Below are 18,441 nucleotides of genomic sequence, written 5' to 3'. Positions count from 1 at the left end.
GGCGGGCCAGCCGCTCCTCGTTCAGGTAGAGGATTGGCGAGCGGTTCGAGGGGATGTAGCGGATCACGCGCAGCTGCCAGAGCAGCTTGAGCAGTTCGCGGACGCGGTCCACCGTGTAGCCGCTCCAGGCGGCCAGTTCGCCCTCGTTGATCGGCCGGAACTCGGTGAAGACTCCGTTGTAGAGGCGCAGCAGCGTCCGGATGAAGGGGTCGAGGTCGTCGCGGCGGATGCGCAGTTTGTAGAGTTCGTCGCGGCTGATGCAGAACATGATCCGCGCCGGGTTGTCCTGTGCGTCGGTCAGGGTCAGGTAGCCGTTCTGCTGCAGGAGCCTGAGGGCGCTCTGCACGGTCCCCGACCAGAGCCGCTCGCGGGCGCAGAAGTCGTGGAGGTTGAACAGGTAGGAGCAGCCGCCCCCGTCGCCGATGCCGATGCGCAGGTAGGAGCAGACCCGCTCGTAGATCTCCTTGACCCGGTCGAGCGGCGGGAACTCCTGTTCGAAGCGGCGGGCGATCCGCTCGCTGTCGTCCGACGCCACGAGCAGCAGGGCATAGGCCCTCGCGCCGTCGCGTCCGGCGCGTCCGGCCTCCTGGTAATAGCTCTCGAGCGAGTCGCACAGGGCGTAGTGGACCACGAAGCGCACGTCGGGCTTGTCGATACCCATGCCGAAGGCGTTCGTGGCGACCATCACGCGGACCTTGCCCGAGATCCACTCCTCCTGTCGCTGCGCCCGTTCGGCGTGTCCCAGCCCGCCGTGGTAGGCCGCGGCGGTGATCCCCTCCTCGCGGAGCAGTTCGGCGATCTGCTCGGTGCCTTCGCGCGTGCGCATGTAGACGATGCCCGTTCCCGCGACGTTGCGGACCAGGCGCAGCAGCTGACCGTTCTTGTCGTCGGTGTGGCGGACGCTGTACGAGAGGTTGGGCCGTGCGAAGCTGCTGCGCAGGATGTGGGGCTCGGCGAATTTCAGGTGGCGCATGATGTCCTCGGCCACGACCTTCGTCGCCGAAGCAGTGAGGGCCAGCACGGGAACCCCCGGCAGCCGTTCGCGCAACTCGGCGATCCGCAGGTAGGAGGGGCGGAAGTCGTAGCCCCACTGCGAGATGCAGTGGGCCTCATCGACGGCCAGCAGCGAGACGTTCATGCGCACGACGCGCAGGCGGAAGGCCTCGGTGGCTAGCCGCTCGGGGGCGACGTAGAGGAACTTCACGTCGCCGTAGACGCAGTTGTCGAGGGCGATGTCGATCTGGCGGGGCGAGAGCCCCGAGTGGATTGCCACGGAGGGAATGTTCCGCGCCCGGAGGCGGTCCACCTGGTCCTTCATCAGGGCGATGAGCGGCGTGACGACGATGCACAGCCCCTCGCGGGCCATCGTTGGAACCTGGTAGGTGAGCGACTTGCCGCCGCCCGTGGGCATGAGCGCCAGCGTGTCGCGCCCCTCCATGGCGGCGCGGACGATCTGCTCCTGCACGGGACGGAACGACGTGAATCCCCAGTAGCGGCGCAAGGCCCCGTATATCTTCTCGCCGAGAGCGTCCATACCGCAAAGGTAGGAATTTTTGGGAGGTTTCGGGAATTTTTCCTACATTTGCCCGAACTCGCACCGTTTCGACATGCGGATACGCAAGGAATACAGAGTCCGGGAGATGGCCGGCGAACGGATCGTCGTCGTGCCCGGCGCGGCGCACCCCGGGGCGGAAGGCCTCCCCTCCGACGGGGCCGGGGCAGATGCTGCGGCCCGTGAGGAGGCTCCGCGCGGGCGGATACGCCTGGTGGCGCTCAACGACTCGTCGTATTACCTGTGGGAGCGCCTCAGCGGCCGGGACTTCTCCGTCGAGGATGCCGCGCGCCTGCTGACCGAACGCTACGACGTCACCCCGCAGCGGGCCCGCCTCGATGCCGAGGCGTGGATCCGGCGGCTCGAAACGTGCGGAATCGTGGAACGATGAAGGGAAAAAGGGGCATATCGCTGTGGCTGCTGGCCGTCTACCTCGTGGCGACGGCCGCCCTCTCCGTGGCAACGCTCACGTGCGAATGCGCGGTGCATGCCGGCGGCGGGGATTCGGCCTGCTGCACGCACTGTCCCCACCATGTTCCGGAACACGACGGCGCCTTGACGGGTGCCTGCTGCTGCGACCTGCACTCGATGGAGCTGTCGCTCTATGTCGCCCAGCTGACCGGTGCGGCCGAACGCACCCAGCGCCTGGCGGTGACCGACCTGCCGCCGGCTCTCAACGGCGAGCCGCTCTGCCCGGCCGAAATGCCGTGGTGGCGTCCTGCCGCCGCCGAGCGGCGCACCGGTACGCTTCCGGAAGCCGCACTTGCGGCTGCGGGGCTTCGTGCACCTCCCGTATGGGCTTGAAAATCTGTGTGGAGCCGGCTTTGTCCGAGCTGCTCCTTCAACCGGTTTTTTACCCATAACGAAACCAATCCATGCATATACGTCTTATTTCAGCAATCACTTTGCTCGCCCTCGGCGTGTGCGCTCCGCTGCGTGCGCAGGAACTCCGGGGCGAGGTGCGCGATGCCGAGGGCCGTCCCCTCGCCGGAGCCTCGGTCTACTGGGCCGGGACGACGGTTGGGACCTCGGCCGACGGCGGGGGCGCCTTCCGGCTCCATCGCGTGAAGGGCCGCGAACTGCTTGTGGCCTCCTTTCTGGGGTATGTGAACGACACGCTGCGCGTCGATGCCGCGACGCAGCAGGCCGCCTTCGGGCTTCGTGCCGAAGGGGTCGAACTGGAGGGCGTCGTGGTCGAGGCCGTGCAGAGCGGCAACTTCGTCAAGCGCGACGGCATCGTCAAGGGGGAGATGATCTCCTTTGCCGGGCTGTGCAAGATGGCCTGCTGCAACCTCGCGGAGTCGTTCGAGAACTCGGCCTCGGTCACCGTAGGCTACAGCGACGCCATCTCGGGTGCACGGCAGATCAAGATGCTCGGGCTGGCCGGGACCTACACCCAGATCCTCGACGAGAACCGCCCGGTCATGCGGGGCTTGAGCGCCCCCTACGGGCTGAGCTACACGCCCGGCATGTGGCTCAACTCGATCCAGGTCTCGAAGGGCGTGGCCTCCGTCACGGCGGGGCACGACGCCATCACCGGACAGATCAACCTCGAACACCGCAAGCCGACGGACGAGGAGCGTCTCTTCGTGAACCTCTACCTCGACGACGAGCTGCGCCCCGAGGCCAACATCTCGACCGCCTTTCCCGTCTCGCGCGACGGCAAGCTCTCGAGCGTGCTGCTGCTCCACGGTTCGGCCGACACCGACGTGCGGAAGATGGACCACAACGGGGACGGCTTCCGCGACCTGCCGCGCTCGGCACAGTTCAACGTGGCCAACAAGTGGCTCTATGCGGCCGACAACGGCATGCAGATCCGCTGGGGTTGGAAGTATGTCGAGGAGAGCCGCCTGGGCGGCATGCTCGACTACCGCAACACGCGGTCGATGCGCGAGGCGATGGCCCGGGAGTGGGACTGGGAGCGGACAGGCGGCACGATGCCCCTCTACGGGTCGCACATCCGCAACCGCAACGCCAACGGCTATTTCAAGCTGGGCATGCCCGTCGGGGCGTCGGTCTATGATGCCGATGCACAGGACGAGAAGCGTTCGAACCTGGCCCTCGTCGCCGATTTCGACCACTTCGACGAGGAGGCTTATTTCGGACTGAACGACTATGCGGGCCGGCAGAACTCCGTGTCGGTCCAGGCGATGTACAACCACTACTTCACCTACCGGTCGTCGCTGAACGTCGGCGTGCAGGCCCGCCTGGACTACATCCGCGAGTCGCTCCTGAACCGCACGCCGTGGATCGACGGCCGCACACGGGCCGACTACGACTGGGACCGCAACGAGGAGGAGGTAGGCGCCTATGCCGAATACACCTATGCCGTCCGGGACCGGTTCTCGGTCGTGGCGGGACTCCGCGGCGACTACAACGCCTTCTACGACCGGTTTTTCCTGACGCCGCGCGGCCACGTGAAGTGGAACATCACCCCCTCGACGACGCTGCGTGCCTCGGCCGGGCTGGGCTACCGTTCGACGAACGTCCTCACGGACAACATCGGCATGCTCGCCACGGGGCGCGCCATCGTCGTTCCGGAGCTCGGCGACCTGGACCGTCTGGAGCAGGCGCTGACCGTGGGAGGCAGCCTGACGCAGACCTTCGGGCTCGTCAAGCCGGGCGATGCCACGCTGAGCTTCGACTACTTCCGCACGCAGTTCTTCCATGCGGTGGTGGTCGATCAGGAGTACGATCCCGAGACGATCCGCGTCTACGGCTCCTCGGGCCCCTCCTGGACGGATACCTACCAGATCGACTTCTCGTGGTCGCCCGTCGAGCGGCTCGACCTCTTCGCAACGTTCCGCTACACGGACAGCGAGATGACGATCCGGCGTTCAGACGGACGTCCGGTGCAGGTCGATCGTCCGCTGGTCAGCCGCTACAAGACGCTGCTCAACATACAGTATGCCACGAAGTTCCGTCGCTGGGTGTTCGATGCCACGGCGCAGCTCAACGGTCCGGCCCGCATCCCGACGCAGACGGGCGACCTGGCCGACAGCCGTCATTCGCCCCGCTACCCGATGTTCTACGCGCAGGTGAGCCGCAAGGTAGGCCGCTTCGACATCTACGTCGGCTGCGAGAACATCGCCGACTACCGGCAGGAGGACCCGATTCTCAACTGGGAGAATCCCTACGACTACCGCTTCAACTCGATGAATGTCTGGGGACCGCTCATGGGGCGGAAGTTCTATGCCGGCCTGCGTTTCAACCTCTATTGACCGTGTCAAACCGATAAAAACCGTAAAGAACGATGAAAAGAATCATGATTCTGTGTGCGGCGCTGCTTGTGTGCGCCGGGCTTTCGGAGGTTTCCGGAGCCGTGAAAAAGGAGAAGAAGGAGAAGGCGATCGTGACGACGGTCTTCGTGACCGATGTCGATTGCGCGCACTGCGTGGACAAGATCCTGAACAACGTGCCGACGCTCGGCCGCGGCATCAAGGACGTGCAGGTGGACCTTCAGACGAAGGAGGTCACGGTCGTCTACGATGCCTCGAAAAACGACGAGCGGACGATCGTCGAAGGGCTGGCCTCGCTCAAGGTGAAGGCCGAGCCCAAGGCGCAGGAGGCTCCTGCGCCGCAGGCGCGGAGGTGACTCCGCGTGCGGGGTTTGTATCCGGCGGCGGGAGGTTCCCTGTGGGGAGCCTCCCGCCGCTGTCCTGCGGCCGGCTCAGGTGCGGTCTTCGTTCCGTGCGGCGGTCCGGGTATTGATTCGGCGGCGGATCAGCAGACCGAGCAGGTGCAGGGCGAGGAAGAGCGCGGCGATGAGGACCATGCCGAGCAGCTGCGGACGCCCTTCGGCCGGCAGCTCCGGGAGGGAAATGACGGGCAGTTCGATGCGGGGCAGGCTCCCGGGCCCGGGCCACTCGGGGTGCCATTCGGGGGCGAGCCGACGGAGGCTTGCGGCGATCAGCGCCCCGAAGAGGGCAATCCCGCCGGCGAGCAGCAGGGCGGTTTCGATCCGTTCGCGCCGGCGGGCCTTGCGGCGGACGCGCTCCATCAGCCGGAGGGTGAATCCCTCCGGAAGCGGGGGCGGGGGCGCTTGCCGGAGCGCCCGGCGGATGGCATCATCATTCATTTTCATCGAGTTCTGTTTTTACCATCAGATACAGTTTCTTGCGGATGCGGTGCAGGCGCACCTTCACGTTGGCCTCGGTCGTCGCGGTGATCGAGGCGCATTCGGCCACCGTACAATCCTCGTAGTAGAAGAGCGTGACGAGCGCCCGCTCCTCGGGCGTGAGCCGTGCGATGGCGCGGTTGAGCGCCCCGAGCGACTCCTGCCGCTCGGCCCATGCCTCGAGCCGCTCCGGGGCATCGTCGGGAAGCAGGGCCAGCTGCCGCTCGTCGAAGTGCGTCAGCGGATGCCGGCGCCGGGCGAAGGAGACGGCCGTGTTGCAGGCGATGCGGTGCAGCCACGTGGCGAAGGAGCTCCTGCCGCGGAAGTCGGCCAGCTTGGCAAAGGCCTTGAGCAGAACCTCCTGCGTCACCTCTTCGGCATCTTCGGGATTGCCGACGATCCGGTAGACCAGGGCGTGGACCGCCCGGCCGTAACGGTCGGCCAGCAGGGCGAAGAGTTCGGTCTCGCCCTCGACGATGCGTCGGATTACCTCTTCTTCGGGAAACATGGCTGTTCGTTAGACGTCCGGGCAGGGAAAAGGTTACAGCCTGCGGAGAAAAATTTCCCGGAGTGTAACCTTTGCCACCGCGGTGCGTCTAAAAGGGCAAAGATCGAAAATTTCACGAATGTCCAATTTAAAAAACACGGAAAAATCATGATGGATTTCATTGCGATCCCGCTTGTCGTGGGGATCATCACCTTCGGGGTCTACAAGTTCTTCGAACTGATCGTCTGTCGGCGCGAACGGCTCAACATCATCGACCGGCTCGAGTCATCGCAGCTGATCGACTACCTCAAGCAGGTGCCGATGGGGCTTCGCTACGGGGCTTCGGAGCCCCGTGAGGTATCCGAGTACCGCCCCCGCGTCTCGACCGGCGGGTTGCGCGTGGGGTGTCTTCTGGCCGGTCTGGGACTGGGACTGGTGATCGGCATATTGATGAAACCCTCGTTCGCACAGGACGACTGGAGCCTGTTCAGCGGGCTGTGCGGCGGCTTGGTGCTGCTGTGCGGCGGGGTGGGGTTACTCGTCTCCTTCATCGTGGAGATGAGGCTCGCGCGCCGCAAGTAACCCTGCGGGAGGCCCTTTTGCTGAACCGTCCCGTTCTCCGGCTCCCTGCCCGCGTGTGTCGCCGGCACACGCGGGCAGGGAGTGCCGTTTTTCGTGTACGGCGGTTTCCGGCCGGCGGAGGCGGATAATTCCGAAATAATCGTTACCTTTACGTCGCGATCGCCCGGCCACGTCCCGCAGCGGATGCGCTGGTGTCGTCCGATGGCGGAATCCGCCGAAAAACGAATGTGCACATGAAAGGAATCGTCCTGGCCGGGGGCACGGGCACACGGCTCTATCCGATCACGAAGGGCGTGAGCAAACAGCTGCTCCCCATTTACGACAAACCGATGATCTACTATCCGCTCTCGGTGCTGATGCTGGCCGGAATCCGGGATATACTGGTGATCTCGACACCGGCCGACCTGCCGGGGTTCCGCCGCCTGCTGGGCGACGGATCGGACTATGGCATCCGCCTGAGCTATGCCGAGCAGCCTTCGCCCGACGGACTGGCCCAGGCCTTCCTGATCGGCGAGGAGTTCATCGGCAATGACTCGGTGTGCCTGATCCTGGGCGACAATATCTTCCACGGCGCCGGCTTCTCGGCGATGCTCCGCGAGGCGGTGCTCCGCGTGGAGGAGCAGGGGCGCGCCACCGTCTTCGGATACTGGGTGGACGATCCCGAGCGTTACGGCGTTGCGGAGTTCGATGCCGCGGGGCATTGCCTGTCGATCGAGGAGAAGCCCGCGCATCCGAAGTCGAACTATGCGGTCGTGGGACTCTACTTCTATCCCAACGAGGTGGTCGCGGTGGCCCGGGGCGTGAAGCCCTCGGCGCGCGGCGAGCTGGAGATCACCAGTGTAAACCAGACCTTTCTCGAGGCGGAGCGCCTGCATGTGGAGCCCCTTCCGCGCGGGTTTGCGTGGCTCGATACGGGAACGCACGACTCGCTGGCCGAGGCCTCGATCTTCGTGGAGGTCATCGAGAAGCGGCAGGGGCTGAAGATCGTCTGCCTGGAGGGCATCGCCTACCGCAACGGCTGGATTTCGGACGAGCGGCTGCGGACCGTGGCCCTTCCGATGGCAAAGAACCAGTACGGCCGGTATCTGCTCAGGATGCTGGACGAACACAAAAACGGAATGCGATGAAGGTCGTCGAAACGGCGATCCCCGGAGTTGTGCTGCTCGAGCCGGTGCTGCACGGCGACTCGCGGGGCTATTTTTTCGAGAGTTTCTCCCAGCGGGAGTTTCAGGCCAGGGTCTGCCGCACGACGTTCGTGCAGGACAACGAGTCGATGTCGCGCTACGGCGTGGTGCGCGGGCTGCACTTCCAGCTGCCGCCCCATGCCCAGTCGAAACTCGTGCGCGTGGTGCGCGGCCGGGTGTGGGACGTGGCCGTCGATATCCGGCGCGGCTCCCCGACCTTCGGCCGTCACGTGGCCGTCGAACTCACGGAGGAGAACCGCCTGCAGCTCTTCATCCCGCGGGGTTTCGCTCACGGCTTTGCAGTGCTGAGCCCCGAGGCGGTGTTCCAGTACAAGTGCGACGCTTTCTACGCCCCCGAGTCGGAGGGGGCCGTGGCGTGGGATGATCCCGCGCTGGCCATTCCCTGGCCCCTCCCGGCCGACCGGGTCGTGCTTTCGGACAAGGACCGCAGCCACCCGCTCCTTTCGCAGTGCGGGACGCTGTTTGATTACCATACGGATTACTATGCTTGACATTCTGATTACGGGGGCCGGCGGGCAACTCGGGCGCGAGATGCAGCGCCTGAGCGCCGTGTCGCCCAACCATTACGTGGCCACTGACCTGCCCGAACTGGACATCACGGACCGTGACGCGGTGCTTCGCGCCGTCGGCAGGTCGGGGGCGCAGGTCATCGTGAACTGTGCGGCCTACACCGACGTGGAGCGCGCCGAGGAGGATGCCGCGGCGGCCGACCTCATCAACCACCGGGCGGCGGCCTACCTGGCCGAGGCGGCCCTTGAAACGGGTGCCACGCTCATCCACGTCTCTACGGACTATGTCTTCGACGGCCGTTCGTGCGTGCCCTATACCGAGGAGGCGGCACCCGCGCCGCAAAGCGTCTACGGGCGGACGAAGCGCGCCGGGGAGGAGGCGGTCATCGCCTCGGGCTGCAAATACCTGATCTTCCGCACGGCCTGGCTCTACTCGGCCTGGGGCCGCAACTTCCTCAAGACGATGCTCCGCCTGACGGCCGAGCGCGAGACGCTGCGGGTGGTGTGCGACCAAGTCGGGACACCGACCTATGCCGGGGACCTCGCGCTGGGGATCTTCTCGATCATCGAGAGCGGACTCTATAAAGGCAACGAGGGCATCTACCACTTTACCGACGAAGGGGTCTGCTCGTGGTACGACTTTGCGGTGGAGATCGCGGCAGCGGCCGGGCATACGCGCTGCCGCATCGAGCCGTGCCGCACGGAGGAGTACCCGACGCGGGCGGTGCGGCCCGCCTATTCGGTCCTCGACCGCAGCAAACTCAAACACACGTTCGGCATCGAGATTCCCCACTGGCGCGAGTCGATGCTCTACTGTTTGCGCCAGATCGGCCAAACCGAACCGGAACTGCTATGAAACGAACCATTCTGATTACGGGAGGTGCGGGCTTCATCGGGAGCCATGTGGTGCGCCTCTTCGTTAGAAAATACCCCGATTACCGGATTGTGAACCTCGACAAGCTGACCTATGCGGGCAACCTGGAGAACCTCCGGGACATCGAGTGCGAACCGAACTACCGGTTCGAGCGGGGCGACGTCTGCGACTTCGAGCGGATGCGTAGCCTCTTCCGCGCATACGACGTAACGGGGGTGATCCACCTGGCTGCCGAGTCGCACGTGGACCGTTCGATCCGCGACCCGTTCACCTTCGCGCGCACGAACGTCATGGGGACGTTGGCGCTGCTGGAGGCCGCCCGGGAGTACTGGGACGGGAAGTGGGAGGGGAGGCTCTTCTACCACATCTCGACCGACGAGGTCTACGGCGCGCTGGCGCTGACCGATCCGGCGGGCGGTCCGCAGGGACGGGGCCCCTACGGCGAGGAGTTCTTCACCGAACGGACGAGATACGACCCCCACAGTCCCTATTCGGCCTCGAAGGCTTCGTCCGACCACTTCGTGAGGGCCTACCACGACACCTACGGCATGCCGACGCTGGTGACCAACTGCTCGAACAACTACGGGCCCTACCAGTTTCCCGAGAAGCTGATTCCGCTCTTCATCAACAACATACGGAAATGCCGTCCGCTGCCCGTTTACGGCCGCGGCGAGAATGTCCGCGACTGGCTCTACGTCGAGGACCATGCGCGGGCGATCGACGTGATCTTCCACCGCGGACGGGCGGGCGAGACCTACAACATCGGCGGATTCAACGAGTGGCGGAATATCGATATCGTGCGGCTGTTGATCCGCACGGTGGACCGCATGTTGGGACGTCCGGAAGGGGCGTCCGACGGGCTGATCACCTACGTCGCCGACCGCAAGGGCCACGACCTGCGCTACGCCATCGACTCGCGGAAGCTGCAGCGCGAACTGGGCTGGGAGCCCTCGCTGCAGTTCGAGGAGGGGATCGAGCGCACGGTGCGCTGGTACCTTGAGAACGGCGAGTGGATGGACCGCGTCACCTCGGGGGCTTATGCCGACTATTACAAGACGATGTATGGAGCACGATGACACGCTGCCTGCCTCGGTGTGGTGTGTGGCCGGGTGCTGGTGAATGTACCTGACTTCCGGATCCGGATATGGAGAGTCCCGGGCTGTAAAGCCCGGGACTCTCGTTTGTTCGGCGCGCTGCCGTTTCGGCCGGTGCAAGGCTGCTTTGTTGCACGGATACGGAGTTATTCCATCGGTCGGATGCGGACCTCGGTTACCCCTTCCAGCTCGCTGGCCAGGCGGTCGAGGTCGGTCTTCTCCTCGACCTGCCCGTAGTGGTAGGGGTAGAAGATCGTCGGGGCGAGTGTCTTGACGGCCTGTACGGCCTGATCGACGGTCATCGTATAGGGCTGGTTTACCGGCAGGAAGGCGATGTCGATGTTGCGCAGCGCCTTCAGTTCGGGCGTGGGCTCCGTATCGCCGGCGATATAGATCCGCGTGCCGCCGACGGTGAGCACGTAGCCGCAGTCCTCGCGTGCGCGAGGATGGAACTGCCGGTGCTCCTGCGAGGTGTTGTAGGCTGCCACAGCCTCGACCTTCACCCCCTCGAGCGGCGTGGCCACGCTCCCCGGGCGCATCGTGTAGCAGTTCATCTCGAAAGCCTCGGCCGATGTCCGGTCGCAGAGGATCTCGCTGCGGGGCGTGAGCAGCTCCTCGACGGCTGCGCGGTCCAGGTGGTCGTAGTGCGAGTGGGTGATGATGATCAGGTCGGCTTTCGGGAGCTGGTCATACCGGGCGCTGTCGGAGACCGGATCGACGTAGATGTACTTCCCGCCGACGCACAGCGACAGCGATGCGTGTTTGAAAAAGGTGATGGTGAATGTCGAACCGTCGCGCGCCGTGAGCGTGTCGGACGGATAGGATACAGCCTTTGAACGGCCGCCGAAAAGAGAACGTATCGACATACGGACAAGGGGTTTAAGCGTAAAAGTAGTTCCAAGATAGCAAAAAAATCCGAATTATGCGTATCTTTGAGGCACCTGCGTGCGATTTTTTCCGCGGGGGAAAATTTTTTTGCGATTTTCTCCGCAGCCGTGCAGTAAAACCGCAGCAGGTGCGTTTATGAAGTGAAATTAACCTTTTTTATATTGATTCAGATGAAGAAAATTATTGCCACGATGGCACTGGCGGCTCTTGCCTTGACGGGCTGCATCAAAGGAAGCGACGGTGTGAGCGAGGAGTACAGGCGCGTCCAGGGCGGTATCATGATCTATAATTCGGTGACGGCCATGCAGAACGTGGCCATGCAGCCGGCCAATGCGGGTATCCGCCTGGCGATCCTGCTGGCCGAGGCCGAGAAGCAGATCGCCGCAAGCGAGACGCCCGATGCCCCGATCACGGCCGATTACCTGAAGAACCTCACCGTGAAGATCTACGGCGCGACGAGCGACATCAAGCTGCAGGCGATGTTGTTCGGCGACCTGACGACGATCGAGAAGACCTCTGACGGTTGGAAGATCAACTATGGAGGCAGCCAGCAGCAGGCCGACGGTTTCATCCTGTCGGGGTCGCTGCAGGTCATCACGGGCGATGCCGATCAGCTGATGGACGCAACGGGTGAGGCTTCGGCCTGGAAGGTGATGATGCTCGAGGGATTCGGCGTATCGTCCTATTCGTCCTACGGTTCGACGACGGCCGACTTCGTGATGGGCACGTCGGATCTCCAGAACCCGATGGCCAACATGACCCTGCTCTACTACAACGGCGGCGGCAGCTATTCGATCTCGCTTGCCGGCATCCAGGCCTGGTTCAAGGGCTCGGAGCAGTTCAAGTCGAACTGGAGCAGCGCCTTGACGCTCACGCCCGGCTCGGACAACGGCAGTCTGGCGATTTCGGATACCGAGAGCGACAGCGGCGATGAGATCAAGGATTTCAAGGTCTCGGGTACGGCGTCGGGTGATTCGTTCTACGCTACGGCTTCGGAGCTCGGTTCGCTGCGGTTCAGCTACCGTCTGACCGACGGTCAGTACCGCCGCATCATCAAGAGCAGTTCGATATCGTCCGGATATGGCGCTTATGCCCAGATCGTGAGCGGCACGCAGAAGTGCTCGATTACCTCGCCTGCCGGCGACTACAGCATCGAGACCTATCCTTCGCCGGATGTCGAGTATGTCTGGACGCTCTCGGGCAATTACCTGAGCGTATCGGTTAAGTACAACGTTTTCGTCTATTCGAACTGATTCCGGTCTGAGGTGTGATCTGCGGGCGGTGACCTTTCGGGTTGCCGCCCTTTTTGTTGCCCGGGCCTGTCGTCAGTAACCGGGCGTGAGGCTGGAGTCGGATGGCGGCGACGGAGCGGCTTGCCGGATTACTGCTCTTTGTTGTCCGTGTGTCCGAGGCGCATGACCGAGGGAATGCAGAAGGCACAGAGCCCCAGCAGGCAGATGACCGTACCGGCAAGGACGAACGTGCGGGTGATGCCTACCTCGTCGGCCAGGAATCCCGTGGCCAGCAGCCCGAGGGTTGAGGGGAGCAGGCCGAAACTGTAGTAGAGCGACATGACGCGCCCCAGGACGCCCGCATCGATCCGGCTCTGGACCACCGAGATGAACGAGGCGTTGAAAACGCTGCTCGAGATGCCGGCAGCGGCCGTCAGCAGGGTGAAGCAGACGAAACCCGAGGCGGGCAGCAGACCCGACAGGAGGAACGAAAGACCGACCACGAGGTACATCAGGTTGATCAGTACGATGCGGCTGACGCGGTATTTGCGGATGCCCATGATGGCGCCGCCGAGCAGCGCGCCTCCTCCCCAGACGATCTCCACGAGGCTCATCTCTGCTGCTGCGCCCCCGAAATGGCGGAGCGTCATGAGCGGGAAGAGTACGCCGACGGGCATGATGAAGAACCACACGGCGATGGCCAGCGTGAAGAGCCAGCCCATGCCGGGAGTGGCGTGCATGGCGGCAAAGCCTTCGCGGAATTCGCGCCACAGGTCGGGACGGCGCGTGCTCCGTTCCGGGTTGGGGATACGGACGAAGAGCAGGGCCGTGCAGGCGGCGACGGCGCCGATGACGTCGAGCAGCAGGATGTTGCCGATCGACGAGAGGTTGAGCAGCAGGGCGCCCAGTGCCGGCCCGGCGATGTCGGAGAACGAGACGATGATCTGATGGACTCCGGCGATGCGCGTAAATTCCGCCTCGGGGGCCAGCATCGGCACCGAGGCCTGCATGGCCGGGCGGTGGAAGGCCGAGCCGGCCGAGCGGCATGCCAGCAGCAGGTAGACGTGCCACATCTCCGCGCGGCCCGTCCAGAAGAGCACGGCGAGCAGCAGCGTGCAGAGGGCGATGAACAGGTCGGAGGCGATCATCGTGCGGCGGCGGTTCCAGCGGTCGATGTAGATGCCCACCACGGGACCGAGGAGCGACTGCGGCAGCATGCCGGAGATGGCCGCCAGGGCCAGGACCTCGGCCGATCCCGTTTCGAGGCTCATCCAGAAGATCACGGCGTAGGCGACGATCGAGCTGGTAAGGATCGAGACGAACTGTCCGCTCCAGATGATGCCGAATGTCTTTTTCCAGTTCTCCATGCGTTTGTTCCTCTGTGCGGCGCGTCCGCGGTGGGGACGGCTGCGAGTAAAAAAGGCGGACACCGTGAAGTGTCCGCCCGCTTGATCCCTCGCGGGGAGGGACTATTTAACTGCGTTAACTATTGCCTCGAATGCCTTCGGCTCGTTCATCGCGAGGTCGGCCAGAACCTTGCGGTTCAGGGCAATACCCTTGGCGTTGAGCTTGCCGATGAATTGCGAATAGGTCATTCCCTGCGCGCGGACGGCAGCGTTGATACGCGTGATCCACAGCGAGCGGAAGGTCCTCTTCTTGAGCTGGCGGTGCGCATAGGCGAACTGCAAGCCCTTCTCGACCGTATTTTTCGCAACGGTCCAAACGTTTCCCCTTGAACCAAAGTTACCCTTGGCAAGTTTCAAAACTTTCTTTCTACGTGCGCGTGACGCAACTGCGTTTACTGAACGTGGCATACTGATAAGTTTTTGAAGAGCTGTCAGCGACGCGGTTCTCCCGCGTTCTTCGGGGCTGAGTCGCTCCGGTTGTTAAAAAAATTGGGTTCTGCAGGTCGGAATTACTTGACGAGCAGGTTCTTGATTTTGGCCTCGTCGGCCGCAGAAACGATACCCGAATAGCAGAGGTTGCGCTTCTGTTTCGTCGTCTTTTTGGTCAGGATGTGACTGTGATAAGCGTGTTTGCGCTTGATCTTTCCTGTGCCGGTGAAGGTAAAACGCTTCTTCGCAGCGGCATTGGTTTTCATTTTCGGCATTGTCGTAAACAGTTAATTAGTTAAACATAGCCTGCAAAAGTACGAATTTTTTTGCTTCGTGCAACCGCTTCGGGCGATTTTCTTTGAAAATCCGGATATTTTCGTATATTTGTAGTAGCATCAAAACATGCAATCGGCCATGAAGGGAATCGCTTGTCTGGGATTGCTCGCGGCGCTCTGCTCGGTGCGGGGCGTGGCAGCGCAGGAGCCGGCGCGACATGCCGTCGGTCTCGAATTGAGGGGCGATACGATGATCTATCGCTCGGTAGCTCTTCCTTGCCGACAGGGGACCGGCAACCATGTCTGGAGCGGTTATGCCTACGAGCCGTGGACGCCCGCGCAGAAGGTTTTCGCCCTGTCGAAGTTCTGGTCGGAGGCCCGGCGCAACTACGTCCGCATGGACCGTGTGGGGGCCGAGCGCTGGGACTCGCTCTATCTGTCGCTCATCGAACCGGCGCGTCGGACGCGCAACGACGACGAATTCTACCGGCTCATGCAGCGTTTCTGTGCCTTTCTCGAGGATGAACACACCTTTGTGGCCGTAGATCGCAACTATCCCCAGTCGGCCGAGAGTTTCGGCGATGGCTGGGTGTTGTCGCTCGTCACGATCGACGGGCGTGTTGTCGTGAACGAGGTGGCGCGCGCAAAGGCTGCCGAAGTGCCTCCCGGTTCGGAGGTGGTCTCCGTGGACGGACGTCCGGCTGCCGAATGCCTTGCCGGGGCGATGCTCCGCGTGTCGGCGTCGAACGAGCGTGCACGCCGCTACAAGGCTGCCGGCGAGTTGCTGCGCGGCCTGGCCGGCACGGAACACGAGGTTGAGTTCCGCCGTCCCGACGGTTCGTCCGTCCGCGTGCGGCTGGTCAATGCCAGCGGGGAGTACGGCGATTCGGATCTGGTCTCGCTGCCGGGCCGTGGCCGCAGGAGCCTCCGGGCGCCTTTCCGTCTGGAGTGGTATCCGGGTGACGTGGCTTATGTGAAACTCGGCTCGTTCCGCCCGGGTTCGGCGGTCAAGGCTTTCCACGATGCCTTCCCCGAGATTCAGGGGCGTGCGCGGAAGCTGATCCTCGATCTGCGCGGCAACGGCGGCGGGCGCAACCGCGTGGCGGCCCACATCATGGCCCACTTCTCCCATGATACGCTGTTGTGCGAGGGAACGTGGCGGGCCCGTACCTACCATGCGGCCTATGCCTCGTGGGGTGCCCAGGCCGAGGCGAAGGACACAGTGGCCAATCCTCCGGTGCGTGCCGGGTTTGAGAACTACCGCGGACTGGCTCTGTCGGAGCCCCGCCCGCATGAATTCCGCTATGCTCCCGACCGGGAGTCTCTGGTGGTCCCGACCGTGATTCTGACCGATGCCGGAACCTGCTCGTCGGCCGAAAACTTCCTGATCATGGCCGACAGTCAGCCCCACATGACGCGTATCGGTTCGGCCACCTCCGGGTGTACGGCAAGCCCCGTTGTCTATGAGTTGATTCCGGGCATGCACTGTGGAATCTGCACGCGCGAGGTGCGTTTCCCCGACGGCCGTGAGTATGTCGGCACCGGGATTGCACCCGATATCGAGGTGGTTCCGACGCTTGCCGACTGGCTCGAAGGGCGCGATCCCGTGTTGGAGCGGGCCTTGGAGTATCTCGCCGACAAGTAATCGCGTCGGGGTGTTTCCGATTCGAGAATATGTGGCCTCCGGCAGGCAGTTGCGTGTCGCGGCCGTGTGATGGTGGAAATGTCTGTTTGATCAAGAGGACGAAACGATGGAGTGGAATTTTATCCTGCGGCTTTGTGTAGCGGGCCTTTGCGGTACGGTGATCGGCCTCGATCGGGAGTATCGGGTCAAGGATGCCGGCTTCCGCACCCATTTTCTGGTGGCCCTGGGCAGTGCGTTGATGATGATCGTCTCGCAATATGGCTTTGAGGGTTTTCTGGCCGACCACGACGGCACACGCTTCGATCCCGGGCGTATCGCCGCCCAGGTTGTGAGCGGCATCGGTTTCATCGGTGCCGGTACGATCATCATCCACCGGCAGGTGGTGCGCGGTCTGACTACGGCCGCAAGCCTTTGGGCGACGGCCGGTATCGGCTTTGTGGGGGCGACGGCCGGTATCGGCTTGGCGGCCGGTGCCGAGATGTATGTGGTTGCCGGAGCGGCCACGCTGCTGACGCTATTCGGCCTGGAGGTGCTCACGCTCTTCTTCGGTGAACTGGGCCACCGCCGCACGATGATCGTCTTCTCGGCTGCGGACCGGGCGGCGATCGACGAGATGTTCAACCGGCTGCAATGCCGCGACTATTCGGTCGTCTCCTACGAGGTGGAGGCTTCGCGAACGCCCGAAGGGGTGGTTCACCGGGCTACGCTGGTGATCCGCTCCAAGGGTACCGCTTCGGAGGAGGGGTATATCGATCTGCTGCGCGGCAATCCCGATATTACGGTCGAGCGGATCGTGTGATCCGCCGTTGTCGGCATGCGGTCCCGTCCGGTCATGGGCGGGACTGTCTTTTGTATCCGAATGTCTGTCAGAGCCAGCGGCCGACCTCATCGAGCTGCGGGTCGCGGGCCATGTCGTTGGGGTTGGTCCCCGGCACACCTTCCGGAATCTGCTCGCCGAGCCGTTCGAAGAGTTCGGTCCAGAATGCGGGCATCGAGCCGTCCGGCGCGCGGAAATTCATCGGTCGGGCCGGAAAACGGGGACTCCCGTCCGGACGGCGGTAGCACTCCCAGACCAGTTCGCTGCAGTAGAGTTTGCCGTTGTCGGGACGGAACGAGTAGTCGTAGGGGAGTCCGAGCCGCTCCCGGGCCCGCTCGAGGGCCTGTGCCGTGCCGGTTGTGTCGCGTAACCGCATGGCGACCACGGCCGGTTGTCCGTCGATGCGTGCCGCGCGGTCGAGAAATTCCTGCATGGGGGTGATCTTGACGCCTCCCTCCGAGGTGGCTTCCAGCACGCAGTCGGTGCCCCGGTCCGGTGTGAATATACCTACGTGCGTGAATGTGAGGTTGTTGTCCGATCTTGTGGCACAGTCGATGGCTTCGGTCATGTCCGATCCGCTCCCTGCCTGGAACAGCAGGTCTCCGGCCTGCAGCTCGGGAGGGCAGGGACGGCATGAAGCGCATGCAATAGCGATACTTATATATATAATGAATCGTCTCATGGTGGTCGTTTTAAATCCCGGACAAAGATATTAAAATAGTTTTACAATTAACCAATTGTATATTAGGTTGGTAGATATTTGTCAGGGGCAATGGTTGTAAAAAATGGGTAAAAAAATTTGGAAGATAAGGTTAAAAGTATTTATCTTTGCAGCCGCTTTGGGAGATAAGGGATTCCCGGAGCGAGGGTTCTGAAGGAAATTTAAAAAGTTCTGAAAAATCTTTTGGATATTCAGAAAAAAGTTCTTACCTTTGCAGCCGCTTTGCTGAAGAGAAGATCTCTGGCGGGCGAAGAAAAAGGTTCTGAAAGTTTCTGAAAAAAATCTTGAAAAAGATTTGGTGGTTCAAAAAATAAGACTTACCTTTGCACCACTTTCCCGCTGAAAATCAGCGGACAGGACTGAGGGGTGATCTTAGGATCAACCTTCCGAGAACAGGAATCAGTTCTTATAGCAATATAACGAACGGCGTTCTTTGAAGTACTTGAGCAGCTATTAGTTTTTCCACTCTTGCAAGAGAGTGATTTCAAAACAATACCTTTGAGATTTGAGCTAAAGATTTAAAACGAAACATTTTATACAATGGAGAGTTTGATCCTGGCTCAGGATGAACGCTAGCGGCAGGCTTAACACATGCAAGTCGAGGGGCA

The 18,441-nt window shown here is 62.7% G+C and carries 20 protein-coding genes and 1 rRNA gene (1 of these 21 cut by a window edge); 13 read left to right on the top strand and 8 right to left on the bottom strand.

Going from position 1 to position 18,441, the window contains the following annotated elements:
- The coding region (locus QZL63_RS10480; RefSeq protein WP_290587098.1) for a RecQ family ATP-dependent DNA helicase at positions 1–1,534 on the bottom strand (1,534 nt) is incomplete at its 3' end.
- A 73-nt stretch (positions 1,535–1,607) separates the two neighbouring features.
- Between QZL63_RS10480 and QZL63_RS10475 the strand changes: the two genes are divergently transcribed.
- From QZL63_RS10475 to QZL63_RS10460, 4 genes are all read left to right on the top strand, one after another.
- Entirely contained in the window at positions 1,608–1,943 is a 336-nt protein-coding gene (locus QZL63_RS10475) for a PqqD family protein (protein WP_022309246.1), read from the top strand.
- Positions 1,940–2,356, top strand: a complete 417-nt coding sequence (locus tag QZL63_RS10470) for a hypothetical protein (RefSeq protein WP_022309245.1) — start codon at positions 1,940–1,942, stop codon at positions 2,354–2,356. Before QZL63_RS10475 ends, QZL63_RS10470 begins: the two co-directional genes overlap by 4 nt.
- A gap of 71 nt (positions 2,357–2,427) precedes the next feature.
- Positions 2,428–4,773, top strand: a complete 2,346-nt coding sequence (locus QZL63_RS10465) for a TonB-dependent receptor (RefSeq protein ID WP_022309244.1) — start codon at positions 2,428–2,430, stop codon at positions 4,771–4,773.
- Between the two features lie 32 nt (positions 4,774–4,805).
- Positions 4,806–5,147 (top strand): heavy-metal-associated domain-containing protein, encoded by a 342-nt coding sequence (locus tag QZL63_RS10460; RefSeq protein ID WP_022309243.1) that lies wholly within the window; start codon positions 4,806–4,808, stop codon positions 5,145–5,147.
- Between the two features lie 75 nt (positions 5,148–5,222).
- Here the strand turns inward: QZL63_RS10460 and QZL63_RS10455 are convergent, their stop codons facing one another.
- Together QZL63_RS10455 and QZL63_RS10450 are read right to left on the bottom strand one after the other, a co-directional pair.
- A complete protein-coding gene (locus QZL63_RS10455) occupies positions 5,223–5,636 on the bottom strand; it encodes a hypothetical protein (protein WP_022309242.1) in 414 nt (137 codons plus the stop codon).
- Complete coding sequence (locus tag QZL63_RS10450; protein WP_022309241.1) at positions 5,623–6,177, bottom strand: RNA polymerase sigma factor; 555 nt, start codon at positions 6,175–6,177, stop codon at positions 5,623–5,625. The genes QZL63_RS10455 and QZL63_RS10450 overlap by 14 nt, the downstream gene beginning before the upstream one ends.
- A 147-nt stretch (positions 6,178–6,324) precedes the next feature.
- Between QZL63_RS10450 and QZL63_RS10445 the strand changes: the two genes are divergently transcribed.
- The 5 genes from QZL63_RS10445 to rfbB all read left to right on the top strand — a co-directional run bounded on the left by QZL63_RS10445 (position 6,325) and on the right by rfbB (position 10,402).
- Positions 6,325–6,738 (top strand): DUF6249 domain-containing protein, encoded by a 414-nt coding sequence (locus QZL63_RS10445; protein WP_022309240.1) that lies wholly within the window; start codon positions 6,325–6,327, stop codon positions 6,736–6,738.
- Positions 6,739–6,971: 233 nt separating this feature from the next.
- Complete coding sequence (gene rfbA, locus QZL63_RS10440) at positions 6,972–7,865, top strand: glucose-1-phosphate thymidylyltransferase RfbA (RefSeq protein ID WP_022309239.1); 894 nt, start codon at positions 6,972–6,974, stop codon at positions 7,863–7,865.
- Positions 7,862–8,434 (top strand): dTDP-4-dehydrorhamnose 3,5-epimerase, encoded by a 573-nt coding sequence (gene rfbC / locus QZL63_RS10435; protein ID WP_022309238.1) that lies wholly within the window; start codon positions 7,862–7,864, stop codon positions 8,432–8,434. Before rfbA ends, rfbC begins: the two co-directional genes overlap by 4 nt.
- Positions 8,427–9,308: a dTDP-4-dehydrorhamnose reductase gene (gene rfbD / locus QZL63_RS10430; protein WP_022309237.1), complete on the top strand. Its 882-nt coding sequence runs from the start codon at positions 8,427–8,429 to the stop codon at positions 9,306–9,308. The genes rfbC and rfbD overlap by 8 nt, the downstream gene beginning before the upstream one ends.
- Complete coding sequence (rfbB, locus tag QZL63_RS10425; protein WP_022309236.1) at positions 9,305–10,402, top strand: dTDP-glucose 4,6-dehydratase; 1,098 nt, start codon at positions 9,305–9,307, stop codon at positions 10,400–10,402. Before rfbD ends, rfbB begins: the two co-directional genes overlap by 4 nt.
- Positions 10,403–10,566: 164 nt before the next feature.
- Here the strand turns inward: rfbB and QZL63_RS10420 are convergent, their stop codons facing one another.
- On the bottom strand, positions 10,567–11,286 hold the full coding sequence (locus tag QZL63_RS10420) for an MBL fold metallo-hydrolase (RefSeq protein ID WP_022309235.1): 720 nt from the start codon (positions 11,284–11,286) through the stop codon (positions 10,567–10,569).
- 192 nt (positions 11,287–11,478) lie between these two features.
- On the opposite strand from QZL63_RS10420, the gene QZL63_RS10415 reads away from it, so the two are divergent.
- Positions 11,479–12,561: a hypothetical protein gene (locus QZL63_RS10415; RefSeq protein ID WP_290587086.1), complete on the top strand. Its 1,083-nt coding sequence runs from the start codon at positions 11,479–11,481 to the stop codon at positions 12,559–12,561.
- Between the two features lie 128 nt (positions 12,562–12,689).
- Here QZL63_RS10415 and QZL63_RS10410 read toward each other — a convergent pair whose 3' ends face one another.
- From QZL63_RS10410 to rpmI, 3 genes are all read right to left on the bottom strand, one after another.
- On the bottom strand, positions 12,690–13,907 hold the full coding sequence (locus QZL63_RS10410; protein WP_022309233.1) for an MFS transporter: 1,218 nt from the start codon (positions 13,905–13,907) through the stop codon (positions 12,690–12,692).
- Between the two features lie 102 nt (positions 13,908–14,009).
- Positions 14,010–14,354 carry a 50S ribosomal protein L20 gene (gene rplT / locus QZL63_RS10405; protein ID WP_022309232.1) on the bottom strand — a complete coding sequence of 115 codons (345 nt, stop codon included), beginning with the start codon at positions 14,352–14,354 and terminating at the stop codon, positions 14,010–14,012.
- 101 nt (positions 14,355–14,455) lie between these two features.
- Positions 14,456–14,650 carry a 50S ribosomal protein L35 gene (gene rpmI / locus QZL63_RS10400; RefSeq protein ID WP_019150987.1) on the bottom strand — a complete coding sequence of 65 codons (195 nt, stop codon included), beginning with the start codon at positions 14,648–14,650 and terminating at the stop codon, positions 14,456–14,458.
- Positions 14,651–14,789: 139 nt separating this feature from the next.
- On the opposite strand from rpmI, the gene QZL63_RS10395 reads away from it, so the two are divergent.
- Both QZL63_RS10395 and QZL63_RS10390 read left to right on the top strand, forming a co-directional pair.
- The gene (locus QZL63_RS10395) at positions 14,790–16,295 is read left to right on the top strand and encodes a S41 family peptidase (RefSeq protein WP_022309231.1); all 1,506 of its coding nucleotides are present in this window, start codon (positions 14,790–14,792) and stop codon (positions 16,293–16,295) included.
- A gap of 106 nt (positions 16,296–16,401) precedes the next feature.
- Entirely contained in the window at positions 16,402–17,094 is a 693-nt protein-coding gene (locus QZL63_RS10390) for an MgtC/SapB family protein (protein WP_022309230.1), read from the top strand.
- 67 nt (positions 17,095–17,161) lie between these two features.
- On the opposite strand, the gene QZL63_RS10385 is transcribed toward QZL63_RS10390, so the two are convergent.
- Complete coding sequence (locus tag QZL63_RS10385) at positions 17,162–17,794, bottom strand: YiiX/YebB-like N1pC/P60 family cysteine hydrolase (RefSeq protein WP_022309229.1); 633 nt, start codon at positions 17,792–17,794, stop codon at positions 17,162–17,164.
- Between the two features lie 576 nt (positions 17,795–18,370).
- On the opposite strand from QZL63_RS10385, the gene QZL63_RS10380 reads away from it, so the two are divergent.
- Positions 18,371–18,441: ribosomal RNA gene (locus QZL63_RS10380) — 16S ribosomal RNA — on the top strand (its annotated part continues 131 nt past the right edge of the window); the annotation flags it as partial.

Origin of the sequence: Alistipes sp. CAG:268 (assembly GCA_000434235.1) — a bacterium.
Lineage (GTDB): Bacteria > Bacteroidota > Bacteroidia > Bacteroidales > Rikenellaceae > Alistipes > Alistipes avistercoris.
The sequence above is the reverse complement of the archived record's forward strand: the minus strand, read 5'-3'. Positions and strand labels throughout refer to the sequence as shown.